The 20,136-nt window shown below is 69.0% G+C and carries 16 protein-coding genes, 1 tRNA gene and 4 pseudogenes; 18 read left to right on the top strand and 3 right to left on the bottom strand.

What is annotated here, in order from left to right:
* Positions 1-508: 508 nt before the first annotated feature.
* Entirely contained in the window at positions 509-1,249 is a 741-nt protein-coding gene (locus ACWD3C_RS40730) for a GntR family transcriptional regulator (protein WP_451152439.1), read from the bottom strand.
* A 170-nt stretch (positions 1,250-1,419) separates the two neighbouring features.
* Between ACWD3C_RS40730 and ACWD3C_RS40725 the strand changes: the two genes are divergently transcribed.
* From ACWD3C_RS40725 to ACWD3C_RS40690, 8 genes and pseudogenes are all read left to right on the top strand, one after another.
* Positions 1,420-1,767 (top strand): SCO3933 family regulatory protein, encoded by a 348-nt coding sequence (locus ACWD3C_RS40725; RefSeq protein WP_451152437.1) that lies wholly within the window; start codon positions 1,420-1,422, stop codon positions 1,765-1,767.
* Positions 1,767-3,086: an FtsK/SpoIIIE domain-containing protein gene (locus ACWD3C_RS40720; protein WP_451152435.1), complete on the top strand. Its 1,320-nt coding sequence runs from the start codon at positions 1,767-1,769 to the stop codon at positions 3,084-3,086. Before ACWD3C_RS40725 ends, ACWD3C_RS40720 begins: the two co-directional genes overlap by 1 nt.
* Positions 3,087-3,098: 12 nt before the next feature.
* Complete coding sequence (locus ACWD3C_RS40715) at positions 3,099-3,293, top strand: hypothetical protein (protein WP_451152433.1); 195 nt, start codon at positions 3,099-3,101, stop codon at positions 3,291-3,293.
* A gap of 32 nt (positions 3,294-3,325) precedes the next feature.
* Positions 3,326-3,616, top strand: coding sequence for a hypothetical protein (locus tag ACWD3C_RS40710; protein ID WP_451152431.1), 291 nt, complete (start codon positions 3,326-3,328; stop codon positions 3,614-3,616).
* Positions 3,617-3,720: 104 nt separating this feature from the next.
* Positions 3,721-3,981 (top strand): hypothetical protein, encoded by a 261-nt coding sequence (locus tag ACWD3C_RS40705; RefSeq protein ID WP_451152429.1) that lies wholly within the window; start codon positions 3,721-3,723, stop codon positions 3,979-3,981.
* Positions 3,978-4,511: pseudogene (locus tag ACWD3C_RS40700) on the top strand (replication initiator); the annotation flags it as partial. The gene ACWD3C_RS40705 and the pseudogene ACWD3C_RS40700, both read left to right, overlap by 4 nt.
* Positions 4,512-4,670: 159 nt before the next feature.
* A pseudogene (locus tag ACWD3C_RS40695) lies at positions 4,671-4,873 on the top strand (helix-turn-helix transcriptional regulator).
* Positions 4,870-6,258 (top strand): annotated as a pseudogene (locus tag ACWD3C_RS40690) (tyrosine-type recombinase/integrase). Before ACWD3C_RS40695 ends, ACWD3C_RS40690 begins: the two co-directional pseudogenes overlap by 4 nt.
* A 57-nt stretch (positions 6,259-6,315) precedes the next feature.
* On the opposite strand, the gene ACWD3C_RS40685 reads toward ACWD3C_RS40690, so the two are convergent.
* Together ACWD3C_RS40685 and ACWD3C_RS40680 are read right to left on the bottom strand one after the other, a co-directional pair.
* Positions 6,316-6,618, bottom strand: a complete 303-nt coding sequence (locus ACWD3C_RS40685) for a hypothetical protein (RefSeq protein WP_451152427.1) — start codon at positions 6,616-6,618, stop codon at positions 6,316-6,318.
* A 391-nt stretch (positions 6,619-7,009) separates the two neighbouring features.
* Positions 7,010-7,081: transfer RNA gene (locus tag ACWD3C_RS40680), tRNA-Arg, on the bottom strand.
* A 122-nt stretch (positions 7,082-7,203) separates the two neighbouring features.
* On the opposite strand from ACWD3C_RS40680, the pseudogene ACWD3C_RS40675 reads away from it, so the two are divergent.
* The 10 genes and pseudogenes from ACWD3C_RS40675 to prfA all read left to right on the top strand — a co-directional run.
* Positions 7,204-7,704 (top strand): annotated as a pseudogene (locus ACWD3C_RS40675) (response regulator); the annotation flags it as partial.
* Positions 7,705-8,017: 313 nt separating this feature from the next.
* Positions 8,018-9,049: an ArgS-related anticodon-binding protein NrtL gene (gene nrtL, locus ACWD3C_RS40670; RefSeq protein ID WP_451152425.1), complete on the top strand. Its 1,032-nt coding sequence runs from the start codon at positions 8,018-8,020 to the stop codon at positions 9,047-9,049.
* 16 nt (positions 9,050-9,065) lie between these two features.
* Positions 9,066-10,457, top strand: coding sequence for a diaminopimelate decarboxylase (gene lysA, locus ACWD3C_RS40665; RefSeq protein ID WP_451152423.1), 1,392 nt, complete (start codon positions 9,066-9,068; stop codon positions 10,455-10,457).
* Between the two features lie 203 nt (positions 10,458-10,660).
* Positions 10,661-11,953, top strand: coding sequence for a homoserine dehydrogenase (locus ACWD3C_RS40660; RefSeq protein WP_451152421.1), 1,293 nt, complete (start codon positions 10,661-10,663; stop codon positions 11,951-11,953).
* A 6-nt stretch (positions 11,954-11,959) separates the two neighbouring features.
* Positions 11,960-13,018, top strand: coding sequence for a threonine synthase (thrC, locus tag ACWD3C_RS40655; protein ID WP_451152419.1), 1,059 nt, complete (start codon positions 11,960-11,962; stop codon positions 13,016-13,018).
* 369 nt (positions 13,019-13,387) lie between these two features.
* Entirely contained in the window at positions 13,388-14,317 is a 930-nt protein-coding gene (gene thrB, locus ACWD3C_RS40650; protein ID WP_451152417.1) for a homoserine kinase, read from the top strand.
* A 408-nt stretch (positions 14,318-14,725) separates the two neighbouring features.
* On the top strand, positions 14,726-16,762 hold the full coding sequence (gene rho, locus ACWD3C_RS40645) for a transcription termination factor Rho (RefSeq protein WP_451152415.1): 2,037 nt from the start codon (positions 14,726-14,728) through the stop codon (positions 16,760-16,762).
* Positions 16,763-16,992: 230 nt separating this feature from the next.
* On the top strand, positions 16,993-18,081 hold the full coding sequence (locus ACWD3C_RS40640; RefSeq protein WP_451152413.1) for an LCP family protein: 1,089 nt from the start codon (positions 16,993-16,995) through the stop codon (positions 18,079-18,081).
* Positions 18,082-18,687: 606 nt separating this feature from the next.
* The gene (gene rpmE / locus ACWD3C_RS40635) at positions 18,688-18,909 is read left to right on the top strand and encodes a 50S ribosomal protein L31 (RefSeq protein WP_451152411.1); all 222 of its coding nucleotides are present in this window, start codon (positions 18,688-18,690) and stop codon (positions 18,907-18,909) included.
* Between the two features lie 99 nt (positions 18,910-19,008).
* On the top strand, positions 19,009-20,085 hold the full coding sequence (gene prfA, locus ACWD3C_RS40630; protein WP_451152409.1) for a peptide chain release factor 1: 1,077 nt from the start codon (positions 19,009-19,011) through the stop codon (positions 20,083-20,085).
* Positions 20,086-20,136: the final 51 nt, after the last annotated feature.

Below are 20,136 nucleotides of genomic sequence, written 5' to 3'. Positions count from 1 at the left end.
CCGGGCAGAGCTGATCGACGGCTGCCTCACCGAGACCGGATTACTCATGGGCGCCGGATGATCTACCGGCCCGCCACTGCGAGTTCAACCTCAGTGACCTCTTCATCCGTGAGCTTCGAAGGTCACCTCGGTAAACGGGCGCGTGGCACAACGCGGTCGGCGGAGCGGCTTTGGGGTGGTGCTGCTTTGGCGCGAGTGATCATGGCCCCGTAAGCTTCCGGCGCGTCGGGCAGTCTGTGGACCTGCCCGGTAAAGCACGACGTTGGGGCCATGATCTTAGAGGCTCGCGCCAAAGTGGCTCCGTAAAGCCGTGGAGCCGGCCGCCCCAGCCACGACGTACCACTTCTCTGGCATCAGTTGGCTGAGCGCCTGACGCGCGGTGCGGGCGCCGGCCGGGCTGGAGCGGGGCGGAGACAGGAGCGCAGGCCCGGCCGGGGGCCGGGCCGCGCGGTGAGCGGAGCGAGCCGCCTTGATGACGTAGAGAAGGTCTGAGCCAACTGGGGTTCGGCTACAACCTGAACGACAGCTCCAACTCGTCGCCAGGGAGGTGGAACTCCTCAAGGGTCAGTGGCTTGTCTGTCGCGTCGAGCGTCACGCGGATGACGTGTAGGAGTGGGACACCCTCGGGAAGCCTGAGTGCCTGGACCTGGTCCGGCAAGGGCATGCGGGGGCGGACGTACTCCGTGAAGTGGAGTTCGTGGCCCAGTTCGGCGAGTGCGCTGTAGAGCTCCGGCGCTGGCGGTGGTGCCTCCTCCTCGTACTTGGTGTCGACCAGGACCGAGAACGGCACGTAGGTGCGGTGTAGTTGGCGCAGGTGGCCTTGGTCCGCGGTCTGTAGTGCGTCGTACGTGAACATCGGCTCGCCCGGTGGGATGCGCAGGAGGTCCGCCAGGGCCAACGGGGCGTCCGTGCGGGTGGCTACAGGCGGCTCGGCGTCCGTCCAGCGGATGCCGTCGGCCTCGACGTATCGGCCGTCGGAGGCGAGGCGCACTCCGCGCGGGCGCGTGAAGCTCGGGCGGCTGTGGGGTGAACGGGCGAATGTGCCCCTGCCCATGATCGCCTCGACGAGACCCGATGCCCTCAGTTCCGTGAGCCCCTGGCGGACTGTGGGACGCGTCACGCCGAACTGTTTCGCCAACGCCTCCTCGGATGGGAGCGGTTGGCCGGCCGGGAACGTGCCGTCCAGGATGCCTTCGCGCAGGTAGTCGGCGATCTGCCGGTACTTCGGCTGCGTGTTTTTCGGTGGCATGTGGGCCCTCCGTGGACCTGATCGTCTCTCGCTACCTGTTGCGCGGTTGTCCACGTCCGTGGACGTGGACAGCGTCTCTCACCAACAAGACGGTTGACAACCCGTACTACGGGTTGTCTAGCAACCTGAAGGATCGGCCTTCAGGTGTCAGAGATGAGGAGTTCCAAACAGTGGCAAGCCTTCCGATCGACACCGCGAAGTTCACGGGGATCATCTGCGCCGTGCCCCCGGCTCCGCGGGTTGCCAACCGAGAGACCGGTCAGCTCCGCGTCGACCGCGAGACCGGGAAGACCATGTACCAAGTCGGCCTCTGCCTGATGGCCGGAGCGTCGGCGGACGTCGTGAATGTGAGCGTGGCCGGGGAGCCGTCCGGTGTGCAGCTCGGCATGCCGGTGGCCGTGCGGGATCTGGTCGCCACGCCGTGGGAGAACGACGGGCGGCACGGGATCGCCTTCCGCGCGGCGGAGATCCGGCCCCTGAGCGCTCCCGCTTCGGCGGCGAAGGGGGCCGGGCAGTGATGAACCTGGCCTCCACCACTTCGGCCGGTACTACCTGGCCGAGCTGGGTTCTGGTGGTGGCCGCAGTGCTGGTGTCGGGCCTGCTTCTCGCGGGCCCGGCCCTGCGCCGCCGCTACCCCGTGGCCTGGTGGCTGTTACTCGGCTTCCCGGCCGTGGCCCTCCGGGTGATGTCCACCTGGCGGCCCTTGATGGCCGGGTGCAGGCTCGCCGTGAGCCGTCGGCCTGCCCTGACCGTCGTGTCCGGGCTCGTCGGCAACGGAGCGCCACCCCCACAACCGCGCGTGCCCCGACGCGGCCTCATACGCCCGACCTCCGGCGGATTCTGGCTTCTGGTGCGGCTGTTGCCGGGCCAGGTACCGGAAGACTTCGTCAAGGCGGCACCCGCCATGGCGGAGGACTGGGGAGTACACGCCGTACGCGTGACCTCCTGGAAGCCAGGGGTCGTACGGATCACCGCCTCGGCGGCCGACCCGTTGGCCGCTCCTCAAGCGCCGAGAAAGCGGGGGCCTGGGCACTTGCTCCGGGTGACCGTCGGTGCGCTGGAGACCGGGGCTGCATGGGTGGTCGACCTGCGCCGCGTGCCGCACTGGCTGATCGTCGGTGCCACACGCTCCGGCAAGTCGACGCTGATCAACGCGCTCGTAGCCGGCCTGGCCCCGCAACCCGTCGCACTGGTCGGGATCGATTGCAAGGGCGGCATGGAACTGTCCCTCTACGAACCGCGGTTGTCGGCGCTGGCGACCAATCGGGAACAGGCGGTCAGGCTTCTCACCGCACTCGTGGACCTGACGCTCGACCGCATGACCGTCTGCCGTGCGGCACGTGTGCGCAACATTTGGGGCCTGCCGGAGAAGGAACGTCCGGTTCCCGTCGTCGTGATCGTCGACGAGATCGCGGAACTGTTTCTCGTCGCGAGCCGGAACGAGAAGGACGAAGCGCAGGCGGCCGGTACCGCACTGATCCGGCTGGCCCAACTCGGCGCAGCACTGGGGGTGTTCCTCGTCGTCGCCGGCCAGCGCGTCGGCTCCGACCTGGGGCCGGGTGTCACCGCGCTTCGGGCGCAACTCGGCGGGCGTGTGTGTCACCGCGTAGCCGACCTCGGTACGGCGGAGATGGCACTTGGTGACCTCAACCCCGACGCGCTCAAGGCGGCGCAGGCCATCACTCCGGAACAGGCCGGTACGGCGGTCCTCGCCTCCGGCGACGGCTGGGAGCGTGCCCGCTCCCACCTGCTCACCGAGGCGGAGGCCGAAGCCATCGCGGCCGAGTACGCGTACCTGACCCCCGTCCTGTCCGAACTGCACGTCGAAGCGCCGTGAGAGGGGACTGCCGTGCTGGTGTCCATGTCGGCCGTGCTGCTGCTCGGCCTCCTGATCTGGTTCCTCCTGCGCATCCGGTACCTGCGGCTGGCCGACCTGCTGCTCTGCGGGACCTTCGGCTTCCTGCTCTCGCGCACCGTGGCCGCACCTGCCGTACAGGCCTTCCTCGACGGCGTGAGCGGGTTCCTCGGCCAACTCCGCTTCTGAACCGACCCCATGACCCAAGGAAAGGACAAGCCGTGTCCGAGTACGTCATCCGCTCCGGCGACCGTGCCGCGTTCATCGCAGGTCTCCATGAGCTGGTGGACTTCCTGACCGCCAATCCCGCTGTCCTCGTCCCGCGCTACGCGTCCTTCGGTGTCTTCGTCGACGCCCCTGACTCCGGCACTCGCAGGGAGGGTGCGGAGCACGTCGCCGCACCGCTCGGCGTGCCCGTGGAGGACATCGGCGAGGGCTACTACAACGCACGCCGTGACTTCGGACCGATCACGTACAGCGTCGTCGCGCTGCCGCCCAAGGAGCAGCGGTGATCGCCCGTACGAAGGGCTCCCGACGGGGCGCGAAGTCGCCAAACCCGACCCCGTCAGGAACCCACTCCATCCGCCACATGAGCAGTGAAAGGAGCACTCACACTTTGTCCACCGCGCATCATTCGCGCAAATCCCCTCTGACCGACTGCGACCTGAGGGGGAACGACCCGGAGACACCGACCTGTGCCGGACACGAACGCGTCGTCCTGGTCGGGCTCGACGGCGCCGAGCAGCATGTGTGTCCGGGGCACGCTGCGGCCCTCTGGCTCACGGACCCGACACTCCGGTTCAGCGCCAAGACCCGGCCGGAGGGTATCTCGGCCGTGATGTGGGAGGCGTTCGGCGGGGGCGGTGGTCGGCGATGACCACGACCTTCACGACCTTGCCGAAGAGCGCTGCCGCCTTGGTCGCCAGGGCGTCGGACCCCGAGTTCGCCGCCTGGCGCCGCAACATCGTCCGCCTCGGTGGCTGCACCAACCCGATTCACCTGGTCGGCGGGGCAACCGTCTTCGACACGACCACGGGCGAGGCCCTGCTCTCGTACGGGTCGGCCGTCTACGGCGGTCGTCTGCTGACCGCGTGCGGGAACCGGCGGGCGACGGTCTGCCCGGCCTGCTCGGGCCTGTACCGGGCGGACACGTACCAACTCGTCCGGGCCGGACTCGTCGGCGGCAAGAACGTTACGGAGGCGGTGAGCGGGCACCCTCGGGTGTTCGCCACCCTCACCGCTCCCGGCTTCGGCCCGGTCCACACTCGCCGTGAGCATGACGGGCGGGTGCGAGCCTGCCGACCCCGCCGGGCCGGGGAGCACTGCCCGCACGGGATTGCGAACGGATGCCATGAGCGGCACACGGCGGATGATCCCCGCCTCGGCGAACCGCTGTGCCTGCGCTGCGGCAGGCTCCCGCAGAACACCGTGTGCAGGAGCAGCGGGCGGCGCTCGGCCTCGCTGACCGGCGGACCGTGACGGTCGGCCAGTGGCGCTACGCCGGGCGCGGCTACTCACCGGAGGCGGCGCTCCTGGCGGCCTCCGTGCGATCGGGCGGTGGTCCTCATGGCCAGTGAGAAGAGGGCCGACCTGCTCACTGTGCGGCAGGTGCTCGACGAACTGGGCGGCATCTCCCGGCGCACCTTCTACCGCTGGCGTGAGCTGCGCATCGCTCCGGCCTGCATCCGGCTGCCGAACGGTGAGCTGCGGTGCGTCGGGACGTGCTCAACGACTGGTTGGAGGAGCGTGCGGAGGGGGCCATGTCGTGAAGTCGTACAAGGTCGTCATCTGGAAGCTCAGCATCAATCGCTCCGCCAAGAAACCGACGTACCTCGTCCGCTGGTCCGTGGACGGCGAGCCCTTCCACGAGTCGCACAAGACGAAGGCGCTGGCCGACCGCTTCCGCGCGAAACTGCTCCGGGCGGCGGACAAGGGCGAGCCGTTCGACACCGTGACCGGCCTGCCCGACTCGTTGCGCGGGGGCAAAGCGGCCCTGTCCCTGCTGGGGCTGGCCCTCAAGTACATCGATGCCCGGTGGGCGGAGGCGTCGGCGAAGCAGCGGGACAGCATGACTGATGCTCTGGCAACGGTTCTGCTGCACTGGTCAAGCCGGTCCGTGGGCGTCCTGCTTCGGCGGACGTTCGGCGGGCGTTGCGTTCGTACGTCCTGCCTCCGCTTCGGCGGGAGCGGGAGCGGCCCGAGGAGATCGCAGCGGCGGCGAAGTGGATCGAGAAAGCGTCGCTGCCGGTGGCGGAACCCTGGAGATCGCCCGCGTACACGATCTCATCGACGCGCTCACGCGGAAGCTCGACGGCAAGCCTGCGGCCACGCAGACCTACCGTCGGCGGCGTGCAGTGGTCTTCAACGTCCTCGAATACGCCGTGGAACTGGAGGCGTTGCCCTCCAACCCGCTCAGCCGGGTACGGCGCAAGCGGGGCAAGCGGGGCAAGCGAGCCGTGCAGGAGGTCGACCGCTGTGTCGTGGTCAACCCCCGGCAGGCACGGGAATTGCTGACGGCGGTGACGTACGTCGGCGGCTACGAACGGGCCAGTGGCCGACGACTGCGGGCGTTCTTCGCGTGCCTGTACTACGCGGCCATGCGGCCCGGCGAAGCTCTGGGCCTGCGCCTCGTGGACTGCACGCTCCCGGAAAAGGGATGGGGTCGTATCGAACTCGCCGAGACCCGACCCACTGCCGGGAAGGCATGGACCGACTCCGGCGAAGCACACGACCGGCGCGGCCTGAAGCAGCGCGCGGACGGTGAGGTGCGCATCGTCCCGATGCCGCCCCGCTCGTGCGGATGCTCCAGGACCACGTCAAGGAGTTCGGCACGGCGGAGGACGGCCGGCTGTTCGCCAGTGAGCGGGGCAACGTCGTAGCCGCGTCGTCGTACTCGCGGGCGTGGAAGCAGGCCCGGACGCTGGCGTTCCCGCCGGAACAGGTCTCCTCCGTCCTCGCAGCTCGTCCGTACGACCTCCGGCACGCGGGCGTCTCACAGTGGCTTAACTCCGGCGTACCCGCTCCGGAGGCAGCGGCTCGCGCCGGTCACTCGGTGGACGTACTACTCAAGATCTACGCGAAGTGCATCGACGGCCAGGAACAGGAGATGAACGACCGCATCCTGAGGGGTCTGGGGGAGGAACTGGGCGAGTAGATCAAGGTGGTCTGCTGATCGTTGGAAGCCCCGGAGAGATCCGGGGCTTCCGCATTGCTACCGCACGTCAGAAGACGCGAGCTTCACGAAGCGCTCCAAGGCGTCTCGTGCCTCCGTACCAAGTGCACCCAGTTCAGTTTTATCGGATGCCTTGTGCACGTCGCTCGTCAGTTCGTACGCATGCTGTGCGGCATTGATTACTGTCTGGCTAGTCGCTATGAGTTGGACTCGGAACAGTGCATGAAGGGCGACACCTCGAAGACGGTGCGCCTCGATACGAGATTCGAAGGCGGTGGCGCTGTCCGGGGCCTCATCCTTGCGGTGCCAGCGGTCGAGTTGGCCCCGCCTGAACTCAGTCACGGCTCCTGCGAAGTCGCTGTACACGGACATGCGCTCGGACCGGAGCTGTTGCTGAGCTGCGAACCGTTGGTCACGGGCAGCCGATTGGCGCTGAAACAGGTGCGTCATGGCAACGCCGAGCAGAGTCCCTAGGACTGCGATCAAGGCTGAGAGAACACCGGCCACGGGACCCAGGACATCACAAGATCGTCTGCAAGCCTAGATGGCCTGGGTCTCGCCGGGTCCCCGAAAGCTGGCCCGACCTGCCGAAAGACCCATCAAGATCATTACGTCGTCATTACGTGATCATCGTCATGGCGCTGCATCCGACCGCATCCACCTGCACACGCAACAAGACCCCGCACTCAGCAAACTCGCTGATCACGGGGTCTTTAAGGCACCTTACAAAGGGTGCCCCCGGCAGGATTCGAACCTGCGCACACGGCTCCGGAGGCCGTTGCTCTATCCCCTGAGCTACGGGGGCGTGTCGGGCGCCTTGGTTGGCGGCGACGGGTAGAACCCTACCAGCTTCGGAGGGGAGATCATGAACGGGTTTCCGGGGAGGGGTGGGGCTGACCTGGGGGAGACCGCCCGCAGGGGGTGGAAGTGGGGAAAACCCGGACGCGGCGGTGGGTGCGGACCTACGCTCAAGTTGTGCCAGGCGCATCCGGTCGGGTGCTTGTTGTGGACGACAACAAGGTCATCCGGCAGCTGATCAGGGTCAATCTCGAGCTGGAGGGCATCGAGGTCGTGACCGCGGCCGATGGTGCCGAGTGTCTGGACCTCGTTCATCAGGTTCGGCCTGATGTGATCACTCTCGATGTTGTTATGCCTCGGCTCGATGGACTGCGTACCGCCGCTCGGCTGCGCAGTGACCCCCGGACGCGGAATCTGCCCCTGGCCATCGTCAGCGCCTGTACGCAGTACGAGGTCGAAGCCGGGCTCGACGTCGGTGTGGACGCCTTCCTCGCCAAGCCCTTCGAGCCCGTCGAACTCGTGCGGGTCGTACGGCAGTTGATGGAGATGGAGGGAGGGGTGGGGAGGGGTGCTGAGCGGAGTGGTGTGCGGGATGCCTCCGCCGTGTACGGGCGGGGTGTGCATGGCTCCGTCGGCGACGCCCCCGGCATCGACGTCCCCGGCATCAACGCCAACGCCGCAGCCACAGCAGCCGCCTCCGCTGCCTCCGCCGGCGACGCCGAGCGCATCACGCACCCCGAGACCCACCCCGAGCGCGTCGAACAGGCCGGGCGTACCGGGGGTTGATGCCGTTCCCGTTCGCCGTGCCCTGAGCATCCTCTCGCCCTGAGAGTCCACATGCCCCGAGCGTCCTCACGCCCCCAACATCCCAGCCCGTCCACATCCCGGACCCTCGGACAAACCGAGTCGCCTACCCACCCCCCTTCTCCCATACGCTTGTCCCGTGACCCCCGTCGAGCTCTCCCGCACCGTGCTGCACGCGGTGCGTCGTGCTGTGGACGAGGGGGAGCTGAGTGTGGCCGTGCCCGCACAGGCCGTGGTGACGCCGCCGGGGCCGGGCGGGGTCGGGGACTACGCCACGAACATCGCCCTGCAGCTGGCCAAGGCCGCCGGTCGGCCGCCGCTTCAGGTCGCCGAGATTCTGCGGCCTCACATTCTTCATGGGCTCAATGGGCCTGACAGTACGGGCCGTGTCGCCGACGTCGAGATCACCGGGCCCGGGTTCCTCAATATTCGGCTCGACGGGGCCGTCACCGCCCTCGTGCGGGAGATCCGGGAAGTCCGGGAGATCCGGGACACGCGTGGGCAACCGTGCCGATACGGGTACGGGTACGGGCGCTCCGACGCCCTCGCCGGTGACGTCGTCGAGCTTCGTATCCCGTACGACATGCGTGCCGAAGTCGTCGCCGACGCGCTGGTGCGGATCATCGGCACGCAGGGTGGCCGCGTCGAGATCGATCATGCCGAGCCCGTGAATCTGCGGCCCGTTCCGGCCCTGGAGGACCCCGCTCCGCTCGGTCCGGACGCCGCCCGGTGGGCGTTGCTGCACCCGGCCGCCCACGATCGGCCCCGTATCACCGCCGAGCACCTCGCGCAGCGGGAGAGCAACCCCCTCTTCCGCGTCCGGTACGCCCACGCCCGGGCCCGTGCGCTCAGCCGGGCCGCCGCTCGCCTGGGCTTCGACGGCATCCCCGGCGACGTACCCCAGCCCCAGTGCACTCCCCTCGTCACCGCCCTCGCCGAATACCCCCACGCCCTCGCCCAGGCCGCGGCGCACCGTGCCCCCGACCGCCTGGCCCGGCACCTCGTCGCCGTCGCCGACGGTCTGCTCGCCGTGCAGCACACGGTGCTGCCGCGCGGAGACGAGAAACCCTCGGCCGCCCACCGCGCCCGGCTCGCGCTTGCCGAAGCCGCCGGGACGGTGCTGGCCGGTGGCCTGTCCCTGCTCGGCATCGACGCACCCGAACACCTCTGAGAGAGCCCAGACAGACATGAGCCGTTCCGCACACCCCGCCGGGCCCCGTCACGCCGATGTCCTCCCCGAGGGGCACTATTACGCGCCGCCCGCCGACCTCAACGCCCTCGACCCGAAGGTCTGGGCCCAGACCGTCGGCCGGGACGAGCAGGGCGTCGTCACCGTGGGCGGCATGGACGTGAAGGCCCTCGCCGAACAGTTCGGCACCCCGGCCTACTTCATCGACGAGGCCGACTTCCGTGCCCGGGCGCGCGCCTGGCGGACCGCCTTCGGGCACGACGCCGACGTCTTCTACGCCGGCAAGGCGTTCCTGTCGCGGGCCGTCGTGCGCTGGCTGCACGAAGAAGGGCTCAACCTGGACGTGTGCTCGGGCGGCGAGCTCACCACCGCCCTCTCCGCAGGCATGCCCGCCGACCGCATCGCCTTCCACGGCAACAACAAGTCCACGGACGAGATCCACACCGCCATCCAGGCCGGTGTCGGACGCATCGTTCTCGACTCCTTCCAGGAGATCGTGCGGGTCGCCCACATCGCTCAGGAGCTCGGCACGCGGCAGCGCGTGCAGATTCGCGTCACCGTCGGGGTCGAGGCTCATACGCACGAGTTCATCGCCACCGCCCACGAGGACCAGAAGTTCGGGATTCCGCTCGCGGGCGGACAGGCCGCCGAGGCCGTACGGCGGGCCCTTCAGCTCGACGGGATCGAACTCATCGGGATCCACTCGCACATCGGGTCGCAGATCTTCGACACCTCCGGGTTCGAGGTGGCCGCCCACCGTGTCGTCGGGCTGCTGAAGGACATCCGTGACGAGCACGGCGTCGAGCTGCCCGAGATCGACCTCGGCGGCGGCCTCGGCATCGCGTACACGAGCGAGGACGACCCGCGCGAGCCGCACGAGATCGCCAAGGCGCTCAACGAGATCGTCGCGCGTGAATGCGAGGCCGCCCGCCTCCGCACCCCGCGCATCTCCGTCGAGCCCGGGCGCGCCATCGTCGGGCCGACCGCCTTCACCCTCTACGAGGTCGGCACCATCAAGCCGCTCGACGGGCTCCGGACGTACGTCTCCGTCGACGGCGGTATGTCGGACAACATCCGGACCGCGCTGTACGACGCCGAGTACAGCGTGGCGCTCGTCTCGCGGACCTCCGACGCCGAGCCCATGCTCGTCCGCGTCGTCGGCAAGCACTGCGAGAGCGGCGACATCGTCGTACGGGACGCCTTCCTGCCCGCCGATCTCGCTCCGGGCGACCTCATCGCCGTACCGGCCACCGGGGCGTACTGCCGCTCCATGGCCAGCAATTACAACCACGCGCTGCGCCCGCCGGTCGTCGCCGTCAATGATGGTGCGGCACGGGTGATCGTCCGCCGGGAGACGGAGGAGGACCTCCTGCGGCTCGACGTCGGCTGATGGAAACCTCCTGAGTAAACCTTCTGAGCCAAACTCCGGAGCAAAGCTCCTGAGCAACCCCCAGCAGGCGGCCGGAAGATCTTCCGTCTTCCGGCCGCGGGAAAATGAAATACTCGTCTCACGATCCGGACAAAGGGCAGAAAGTCCCGTTCGGTGAGTGAGACTGGTCCAACCGCATTCGGTATGTGAGGAAACGAGGTCGGATGATGCGTACGCGTCCGCTGAAGGTGGCGCTGCTGGGCTGTGGGGTTGTCGGCTCAGAGGTGGCGCGCATCATGACGACGCACGCCGACGACCTGGCCGCGCGCATCGGAGCCCCCGTCGAGCTCGCCGGAGTGGCCGTACGGCGGCCCTCCAAGGCGCGTGAGGGCATTCCGGCCGAGCTTGTCACCACCGATGCCACCGCCCTCGTCAAACGCGGGGACATCGACGTCGTCGTCGAGGTGATCGGCGGTATCGAGCCCGCCCGTACGCTCATCACCACCGCCTTCGAGCACGGGGCGTCCGTCGTCTCCGCGAACAAGGCCCTGCTCGCCCAGGACGGCGCGGACTTGCACGCGGCGGCGGAGGCGAACAACAAGGACCTCTACTACGAGGCCGCTGTCGCCGGTGCCATCCCGCTGATCCGGCCGCTGCGCGAGTCGCTGGCCGGCGACAAGATCAACCGGGTGATGGGCATCGTCAACGGCACCACCAACTTCATCCTCGACAAGATGGACAGCACGGGGGCGGGTTATCAGGAGGCCCTCGACGAGGCCACCGCCCTGGGGTATGCCGAGGCCGACCCGACCGCCGACGTCGAGGGCTTCGACGCCGCCGCCAAGGCCGCCATCCTCGCCGGAATCGCGTTCCACACGCGCGTGCGGCTCGACGACGTGTACCGCGAGGGCATGACCGAGGTCACCACGGCCGACTTCGCCTCGGCGAGGGAGATGGGCTGCACCATCAAGCTGCTCGCCATCTGCGAGCGGGCGGAGGACGGCGGATCCGTCACCGCGCGCGTGCACCCCGCCATGATCCCCCTGAGCCACCCGCTCGCCTCCGTGCGCGGCGCGTACAACGCCGTGTTCGTGGAGTCGGACGCCTCCGGGCAGCTCATGTTCTACGGTCCGGGCGCGGGCGGCGCCCCCACCGCCTCCGCCGTCCTCGGCGACCTGGTCGCCGTGTGCCGCAACAAGCTCAGCGGCGGAACCGGACCCGGCGAGTCCGCGTACGCGGCCTTGCCCGTATCGCCCATGGGTGACGTCGTCACGCGGTACCACATCAGCCTCGACGTCGCCGACAAACCGGGCGTTCTCGCCCAGGTGGCCACCGTGTTCGCCGAACACGGGGTGTCTATCGATACGGTTCGCCAACAGGGCAAGGACGGCGAGGCCTCCCTCGTCGTCGTCACCCACCGGGCGTCCGACGCGTCCCTCAACGGGACCGTCGAGGCGCTGCGCAGCCTCGACACCGTGCGGGGCGTGGCCAGCATCATGCGGGTTGAAGGAGAGTAACCAGCAATGACCCACCAGTGGCGCGGCATCATCGAGGAGTACCGGGACCGGCTCCCGGTGTCCGACACCACGCCGGTCGTGACGCTCCGTGAGGGCGGCACGCCCCTCGTGCCCGCGCAGGTGCTCTCCGAGCGCACGGGCTGCGAGGTTCACCTCAAGGTCGAGGGCGCGAACCCCACCGGCTCCTTCAAGGACCGCGGCATGACCATGGCCATCACCAGGGCGAAGGAGGAGGGTGCCAAGGCCGTCATCTGCGCGTCGACCGGCAACACCTCCGCGTCCGCCGCCGCCTACGCCGTACGCGCGGGCATGGTCTCGGCCGTCCTGGTCCCGCAGGGCAAGATCGCGCTCGGCAAGATGGGGCAGGCCCTCGTGCACGGCGCGAAGATCCTCCAGGTCGACGGCAACTTCGACGACTGCCTCACCCTCGCGCGCGCTCTGTCCGACAACTACCCGGTGGCGCTGGTCAATTCGGTCAACCCGGTGCGTATCGAGGGCCAGAAGACCGCCGCGTTCGAAATCGTGGACATGCTCGGCGACGCGCCCGACATCCACGTCCTGCCGGTGGGCAACGCGGGCAACATCACGGCCTATTGGAAGGGCTACCAGGAGTACGCGGCCGACGGGATCGCCAAGCAAACCCCCCGTATGTGGGGTTTCCAGGCCTCCGGTGCCGCCCCGATCGTGCGCGGCGAGGTCGTCAAGGACCCGTCGACCATCGCCACCGCGATCCGTATCGGCAACCCCGCGTCCTGGCAGTACGCCCTGGCGGCGAGGGACGAGTCCGGCGGTTCCATCGGAGAGGTGACGGACCGTGAAATCCTGCGCGCCTACCGGCTGTTGGCCGCGCAGGAGGGCGTCTTCGTCGAGCCCGCCTCGGCCGCGTCCGTCGCCGGGCTGCTGAAGGCCGCCGAGCAGGGCAAGGTCGACCCGGGCCAGCGGATCGTCTGCACGGTGACCGGAAACGGCCTCAAGGACCCCGACTGGGCCGTCGCGGGCGCCCCGCAGCCGGTCACGGTGCCCGTGGACGCCGTGACGGCCGCCGAGCGCCTCGGCCTGGCGTAAGGGGCGCTGAGGGCGGCGCCGACGATACTGCGGACACCGACGACGGTGCCGACACCGACGACGGTGCCGACATTGACGCGAGAGCGTAAGAGTTGTCACAAGGGGGAAAACCCCGTACAGCACCCGACAGGGGGTGCACAGGGGGCTTACGACACGCATCGTGCGCCTCCTGTGCGCCCTATGTCGCCACTGAACCTTCCTTCGATAGGCTGTACCGAACCCGCCCGCCGCATATGCCGCGGTGCCGCGCCGTCGACAGCGGTCTTCGGGTTACGTCGACCTCCGGGTCCGTCGACAGTGGCCTCCGGGCCCTCACGTACGTATCGAATGTCTTCGACAGTCACGCAGCTCAAGGAGAGTCATCGAGCGATGGCCGGTCCAGCCTTCCGCGCCGCCGCCGTCCGGGTGCGCGTCCCCGCCACCAGCGCCAATCTCGGTCCGGGCTTCGACGCCCTCGGCCTGTCGCTGGGGTTGTACGACGACGTGGTCGTCCGGGTGGCCGACTCCGGGCTGCACATCGACATCGCGGGCGAGGGCAGCGAGACCCTCCCGCGCGACGAGAGGCATCTCCTCGTACGTTCCCTGCGCACCGCCTTCGACCTGCTGGGCGGACAGCCGCGCGGCCTGGAAATCGTCTGCGCCAACCGCATTCCGCACGGCCGCGGCCTCGGCTCCTCCTCGGCCGCCATCTGCGCCGGCATCGTCGCCGCGCGCGCCGTGACCATAGGCGGCGACTCCAAGCTCGACGACACCGCCCTGCTCGAACTGGCCACCGAGATCGAGGGCCACCCCGACAACGTCGCGGCCTGTCTCCTCGGCGGTTTCACACTTTCCTGGATGGAGGGCGGCGCCGCGCGGGCGATCAGGATGGAGCCTTCCGATTCCATCGTTCCGGTGGTTTTCGTGCCCGGCAAGCCGGTCCTGACCGAGACCGCGCGCGGACTGCTCCCGCGCACCGTCCCGCACGTCGACGCCGCCACCAACGCGGGCCGTGCGGCCCTGCTCGTCGAGGCCCTGACCAGGCGCCCCGAGCTGCTGCTGCCCGCCACCGAGGACAGACTGCACCAGGAGTACCGCGCCCCCGCCATGCCGGAGAGCGCCGCCCTGGTGGAGCGACTGCGGGCCGACGGAGTCCCGGCAGTCATCTCCGGCGCCGGACCCACGGTCCTCGCGCTGGCGGACGGCGAGAGCGCCGACAAGGTGGCCGACCTCGCGGGCGAGGGCTGGGCCGCCAACCGGCTGGAACTCGACGCCCAGGGAGCGAGCGTGCTGCCACTCGCCACCCACAGCGTGAACTGACTACGTACGGTTGCCGGATTTCGAGAGGGGGAATGTTTGTTGGATCCGGTAGTGTTAACCTCAAGTCTGCACCCGACCCCACCATGGCGAGGTGCTTCCTGTCCCCGTCCGGGACAACCATTCTTCCGGGAGCCTCCCAAGCCGCACTGTGTTTCGTACATCACGTTGTACGTCGTACGCAGGCACTGAGCGGTTTGTCGAGCACGCTCCGGAACCGGCGTGACCGAGCCGCGTGACACCGTCATTCAGTGCCACGGCCCGGGGAAGCGCTGAATCACCAGAAATTTCCTCCGCCTCTTTGGCGGACCACCGCCCCGGCACGGTCCACATCACAAGGGACCAAAGCCGGACAGCACAACCGGTCGCCGAGCCAGACAGGCCGACGTCCGCTCCAGGGAAGGACCCTTCGTGAGCGACACCACCGATCTGATGGGCGCACGTGTCGAGGAGACCGCTGCCGCGCCCGCCACGGACGCCTCCGCGCCTGCCACTGGTGCCGGCTCCCGGCGGCGCCGCGGTACCGGCCTTGAGGGCATGGTGCTGGCCGAGCTGCAGCAGGTCGCATCCGGCCTCGGCATCAGGGGCACCGCGCGTATGCGCAAGAGCCAGCTGATCGAGGTCATCAAGGAGGCGCAGGCCGGAGGGGGTTCCCCCGCCAAGGCCGAGACGCCTGCCGCCGAGACCAAGCCAAAGCGCCGCGCCACCTCGAAGGCGCGTACGGGTGACTCCGCCCCCGCCGAGAAGGCGGAAAAGGCCGAGAAAGCCGAGAAGGCCGAGAAGGCCGAGAAGAAGGCTGCGGCGAAGCCGGCCGCCGAGAAGGCCGTGGCTCAGCAGCAGATCGAGATCCCCGGCCAGCCCGCCAGCGACGACGCGCCCGCCGAGCGCCGCCGTCGTCGTGCCACCGCCGAGGCCGGCAGCCCCGAGACGGTCTCCGCCGAGGCCAAGAGCGAGCCGAAGGCGGAGACCCCCGTCCAGACGCAGCCGCAGGCCCAGGCCCAGCCGCAGCAGGGCGAGGCCAAGTCCGACGCCGGTGACGGCGGCGAGGGCCGTCAGGGCCGCCGCGACCGCCGTGAACGCGGCCGGGACCGCGACCGCCGTGGCAAGGGCGATGACCAGCAGGGCGGCCAGCAGCGCGGTCAGCAGAGCCAGCAGCAGGGCGGCAGCCGGCAGGACCGCCAGGACCGCGATCGTCAGGACGACTTCGACGACGACGGCGGAGGCCGCCGCGGCCGCCGTGGCCGGTACCGCGACCGCCGTGGCCGCCGTGGCCGCGACGACATCGCCGAGCCGCAGCTCGCCGAGGACGACGTCCTGATCCCCGTCGCGGGCATCCTGGACATCCTCGACAACTACGCCTTCATCCGTACCTCGGGCTACCTGCCCGGTCCCAACGACGTGTACGTCTCCCTCGCCCAGGTCCGCAAGAACGGCCTGCGCAAGGGCGACCACATCACCGGTGCGGTCCGTCAGCCCAAGGAGGGCGAGCGCCGCGAGAAGTTCAACGCGCTGGTCCGCCTGGACTCCGTCAACGGCATGGCGCCCGAACACGGCCGCGGCCGCCCGGAGTTCAACAAGCTGACGCCGCTGTACCCGCAGGACCGCCTCCGCCTGGAGACGGACCCGGGCATCCTCACCACCCGCATCATCGACCTCGTCGCGCCCATCGGTAAGGGCCAGCGCGGTCTGATCGTGGCCCCGCCGAAGACCGGCAAGACCATGATGATGCAGGCGATCGCCAACGCGATCACGCACAACAACCCCGAGTGCCACCTGATGGTCGTCCTCGTCGACGAGCGTCCGGAAGAGGTCACCGACATGCAGCGGTCGGTGAAGGGCGAGGTCATCTCCTCGACCTTCGACCGTCCGGCCGAGGACCACACCACGGTCGCCGAGCTCGCCATCGAGCGCGCCAAGCGGCTGGTCGAGCTGGGGCACGACGTGGTCGTGCTGCTCGACTCCATCACGCGTCTGGGCCGTGCGTACAACCTCGCGGCCCCGGCCTCCGGGCGCATTCTGTCCGGTGGTGTCGACTCGACGGCCCTGTACCCGCCGAAGCGGTTCTTCGGTGCCGCGCGCAACATCGAGGACGGTGGCTCGCTCACCATCCTGGCGACGGCGCTCGTCGACACCGGGTCCCGGATGGACGAGGTGATCTTCGAGGAGTTCAAGGGCACGGGTAACGCCGAACTGAAGCTCGACCGGAAGCTCGCGGACAAGCGGATCTTCCCGGCGGTGGACGTCGACGCGTCGGGTACGCGTAAGGAAGAGATCCTGCTCGGTAGTGATGAGCTGGCCATCGTGTGGAAGCTGCGGCGGGTGCTGCATGCGCTTGACCAGCAGCAGGCGATCGAGCTGCTGCTGGACAAGATGAAGCAGACGAAGTCGAACGCGGAGTTCTTGCTGCAGATTCAGAAGACGACGCCTATGCCGGGTAACGGCGACTAAGGAGCTCGGTGGGTTCTGTTGTAGGTCGGCGCGGGTTGGTTGTGGCTGGTCGCGCCCACGCGGCGGAGCCGCACAATGACAGAGCCCCGCGCCCCTGAAAGCATGAGGCTGCCCCTGGTTTACGGGGGCAGCCTCGTGTGTTGTGCAACCTTCTTCCGGGTTTCTCCGTCTGACGGAAAGCAGGGGTAAGCGAACCGTACGAGCGATCCGTACGGAGGACCGAGGTGCGCATGTCAGCCGAGAGGGCGAGGGGGCACGGTCGCCGCAAGGCTCGCGACAAGCGGAGCAAAGCGCTCCTGATCATGGCCTGGACGGCGGCGGGGATCGCCGTGCTCGGCGGTACGGGTGTCGGCTACCTGTACTCCAAGCTCAACGGCAACATCAAGAGCGTCGACATCAATCAGGTCCTCGGCACCGACCGGCCCGACGACGTGGACAGCGGCTCGCAGGACATCCTCGTACTCGGCTCCGACAGCCGCTCCGGCAGCAACCAGGCGCTCGGGGGCGGCGCCGACGACGGCAGCGCCCGCTCGGACACGGCGATGATCGTGCACGTCTACGAGGGCCATGAGCGGGCCAGTGTGGTGTCCATACCCCGCGACACCCTCGTCGACCGTCCCGAGTGCACCGACACGGACGGGAACAGCTATCCCGCCGCGTCCAGGGCGATGTTCAACTCCGCGTTCTCCACCGGTGGCGCGGCCTGCGCGGTCAAGACCGTCGAGTCCATGACCGGCATCCGTATGGACCACTACATCGAGGTCGACTTCAGCGGCTTCGAGAAGCTCGTCGACGAGCTCGGTGGTGTCACGGTGACCACCACCAAGGACATCGACGACGCCGACAGTCATCTGAAGCTCAAGGCCGGCACCCACGAGCTCGACGGCGAGCAGGCCCTCGGGCTGGTCCGCACCCGGCACGGTGTCGGAGACGGCTCCGACCTCGGCCGCATCCAGCTGCAGCAGGCGTTCATCAAGGCCCTCGTCGACCAGGTCAAGGACGTCGGCGTCCTGACCAACCCGAAGAAGCTGTACGACCTCGCCGACACCGCGACCAGGACGGTCACGACCGACTCCGAGCTGGGCTCGGTCACCGACCTGGCGTCCTTCGCGGGCGGGCTCAAGGGCATCAGCTCGTCCCACATGAACCTGGTCACGTTGCCGGTCCAGTACGACCCCGCCGACCCCAACCGTGTCCTCGTCGACGAGGCCAAGGCCCAGCAGGTGTGGAACGCCCTCAAGGCCGACCGGGCGATCCCGAGGTCGGCGACGGAGGGGACGGCGACGGGGGACGCCGACGGCGTGGTGACATCGGCCTGACGCGCCGCGCCGCGCCGGGTTTTCCTCGCCCCCGCCGCCCCTACCCGTCCCATCCCTGGGGGCTCCGCCCCCAGACCCCCGGTCGCCTCAGCGGCTCGTCCTCAAGCGCCGGACGGGCTGGTGGTGCCTGGGGTGGGCGGGTGTGTGCAGGTGGGTGGGGTGGTCGGTCTGGCGGTCTCGTTCTCAGGCGCTGGACGGGATGGTGGTGTCTGGGGCGGGTGGGGTGTTCGTCGGCCTGGCGGCCTCGTCCTCAAGCGCCGGACGGGCTGGTTGCGCCGGGTGCTGGGGCGCCCCGTAAGAGGCGCGGGGCCGTGACACCAGCGGCTGCGCCGCGGGGCGCGACCAGCCACAAGCAGCCCGCACTCGCCCACGGCGATCACGTGGTACCCCTCCCGCGAACCACCCACCCACACCCCGTACCCGCCCACGGCGATCACGCGCCACCTCCTCCCGCGAACCACCCACCCCCACCCCAGGGAATACACGACCCGAGCCCCCGGTTTTGGGTGATGGACCCAGTCCTGGCAGACTGGACCGTCGGCTCCGGTTCACGCTCCCGCATCCTGCGGCTGCGACCCGGCGCCCTCCCGAAACTAGGAGACACCCTTGAAGCGCGACATCCACCCCGAGTACGTCGAGACGCAGGTCAGCTGCACCTGTGGCGCGTCGTTCACCACCCGCAGCACGATCTCCAGCGGCAGCGTCCGCGCCGAGGTCTGCTCCGAGTGCCACCCGTTCTACACGGGCAAGCAGAAGATCCTCGACACCGGTGGCCGCGTGGCCCGCTTCGAGGCCCGCTTCGGCAAGGCTGCCGCTGCCAAGAAGTAGCGAGCCCACAGCGCCGGTCTTCGGTGCCCTCGTCTCGGGGGCATCGGGACCGGCGCTTTGCGGTGCAGCCCATTTATTTCGTCGTACAGGGAGCCGGAGATGTTCGAGGCGGTCGAGGAACTGGTCGGGGAACACGCCGACCTGGAGAAAAAGCTCGCTGATCCGTCGGTCCACTCGGACCAGGCGAACGCGCGCAAGCTGAACAAGCGCTACGCCGAGCTGACCCCGATCGTCGCCACGTACCGCTCCTGGACGCAGACCGGCGACGACATCGAGACAGCGCGTGAATTCGCCGTCGACGACCCGGATTTCGCCGCCGAGGTCAAGGAGCTGGAGAAGCAGCGCGAGGAGCTGACGGAGAAGCTGCGGCTCCTCCTCGTCCCGCGCGACCCCAGCGACGACAAGGACGTGATCCTGGAGATCAAGGCGGGCGCCGGCGGTGACGAGTCCGCGCTGTTCGCCGGTGACCTGCTGCGCATGTACCTGCGGTACGCCGAGCGCATCGGCTGGAAGACCGAGATCATCGACGCCACCGAGTCCGAGCTCGGCGGCTACAAGGACGTCCAGGTCGCCGTGAAGACCAAGGGCGGCCAGGGCGCCACCGAGCCCGGCCAGGGCGTCTGGGCCCGGCTGAAGTACGAGGGCGGGGTGCACCGTGTGCAGCGCGTGCCCGCGACCGAGTCCCAGGGCCGTATCCACACCTCCGCGGCCGGTGTCCTCGTGACCCCCGAGGCCGAGGAGGTCGACGTCGAGATCAATCCGAACGATCTGCGGATCGACGTGTACCGGTCGTCCGGCCCGGGTGGTCAGTCCGTCAACACCACCGACTCCGCCGTGCGCATCACGCACATTCCCACCGGAGTCGTCGCCTCCTGTCAGAACGAGAAGAGCCAGCTGCAGAACAAGGAGCAGGCCTTGCGTATCCTGCGCTCCAGGCTGCTCGCCATGGCGCAGGAGGAGGCGGAGAGGGAAGCCGCCGACGCCCGCCGCAGCCAGGTCCGCACCGTCGACCGCTCCGAGAAGATCCGTACGTACAACTTCCCGGAGAACCGCATCTCGGACCACCGCGTCGGTTTCAAGGCGTACAACCTGGACCAGGTGCTCGACGGCGAACTCGACGCGGTGATCCAGGCGTGCGTCGACGCGGACTCGGCCGCCAAACTGGCCGCAGCGTAAGACCCGAGGGCTGCAAGGCCCGTACAAGTACATCGCTCAGCCCCGGAGGAC

The sequence above is a fragment of the Streptomyces sp. NPDC002845 genome, assembly GCF_053591955.1.
This window is presented reverse-complemented; position numbering and strand designations above follow the sequence as displayed.

Excerpts from the sequence above, each read along its gene's own strand:
- ACWD3C_RS40730 (WP_451152439.1), bottom strand. The coding sequence starts at position 1,249 with ATGCCACCGAAAAACACGCAGCCGAAGTACCGGCAGATCGCCGACTAC.
- ACWD3C_RS40720 (WP_451152435.1), top strand. The coding sequence starts at position 1,767 with ATGAACCTGGCCTCCACCACTTCGGCCGGTACTACCTGGCCGAGCTGG.
- lysA (WP_451152423.1), top strand. The coding sequence starts at position 9,066 with ATGAGCCGTTCCGCACACCCCGCCGGGCCCCGTCACGCCGATGTCCTC.
- ACWD3C_RS40660 (WP_451152421.1), top strand. The coding sequence starts at position 10,661 with ATGATGCGTACGCGTCCGCTGAAGGTGGCGCTGCTGGGCTGTGGGGTT.
- thrC (WP_451152419.1), top strand. The coding sequence starts at position 11,960 with ATGACCCACCAGTGGCGCGGCATCATCGAGGAGTACCGGGACCGGCTC.
- thrB (WP_451152417.1), top strand. The coding sequence starts at position 13,388 with ATGGCCGGTCCAGCCTTCCGCGCCGCCGCCGTCCGGGTGCGCGTCCCC.
- ACWD3C_RS40640 (WP_451152413.1), top strand. The coding sequence starts at position 16,993 with ATGTCAGCCGAGAGGGCGAGGGGGCACGGTCGCCGCAAGGCTCGCGAC.
- prfA (WP_451152409.1), top strand. The coding sequence starts at position 19,009 with ATGTTCGAGGCGGTCGAGGAACTGGTCGGGGAACACGCCGACCTGGAG.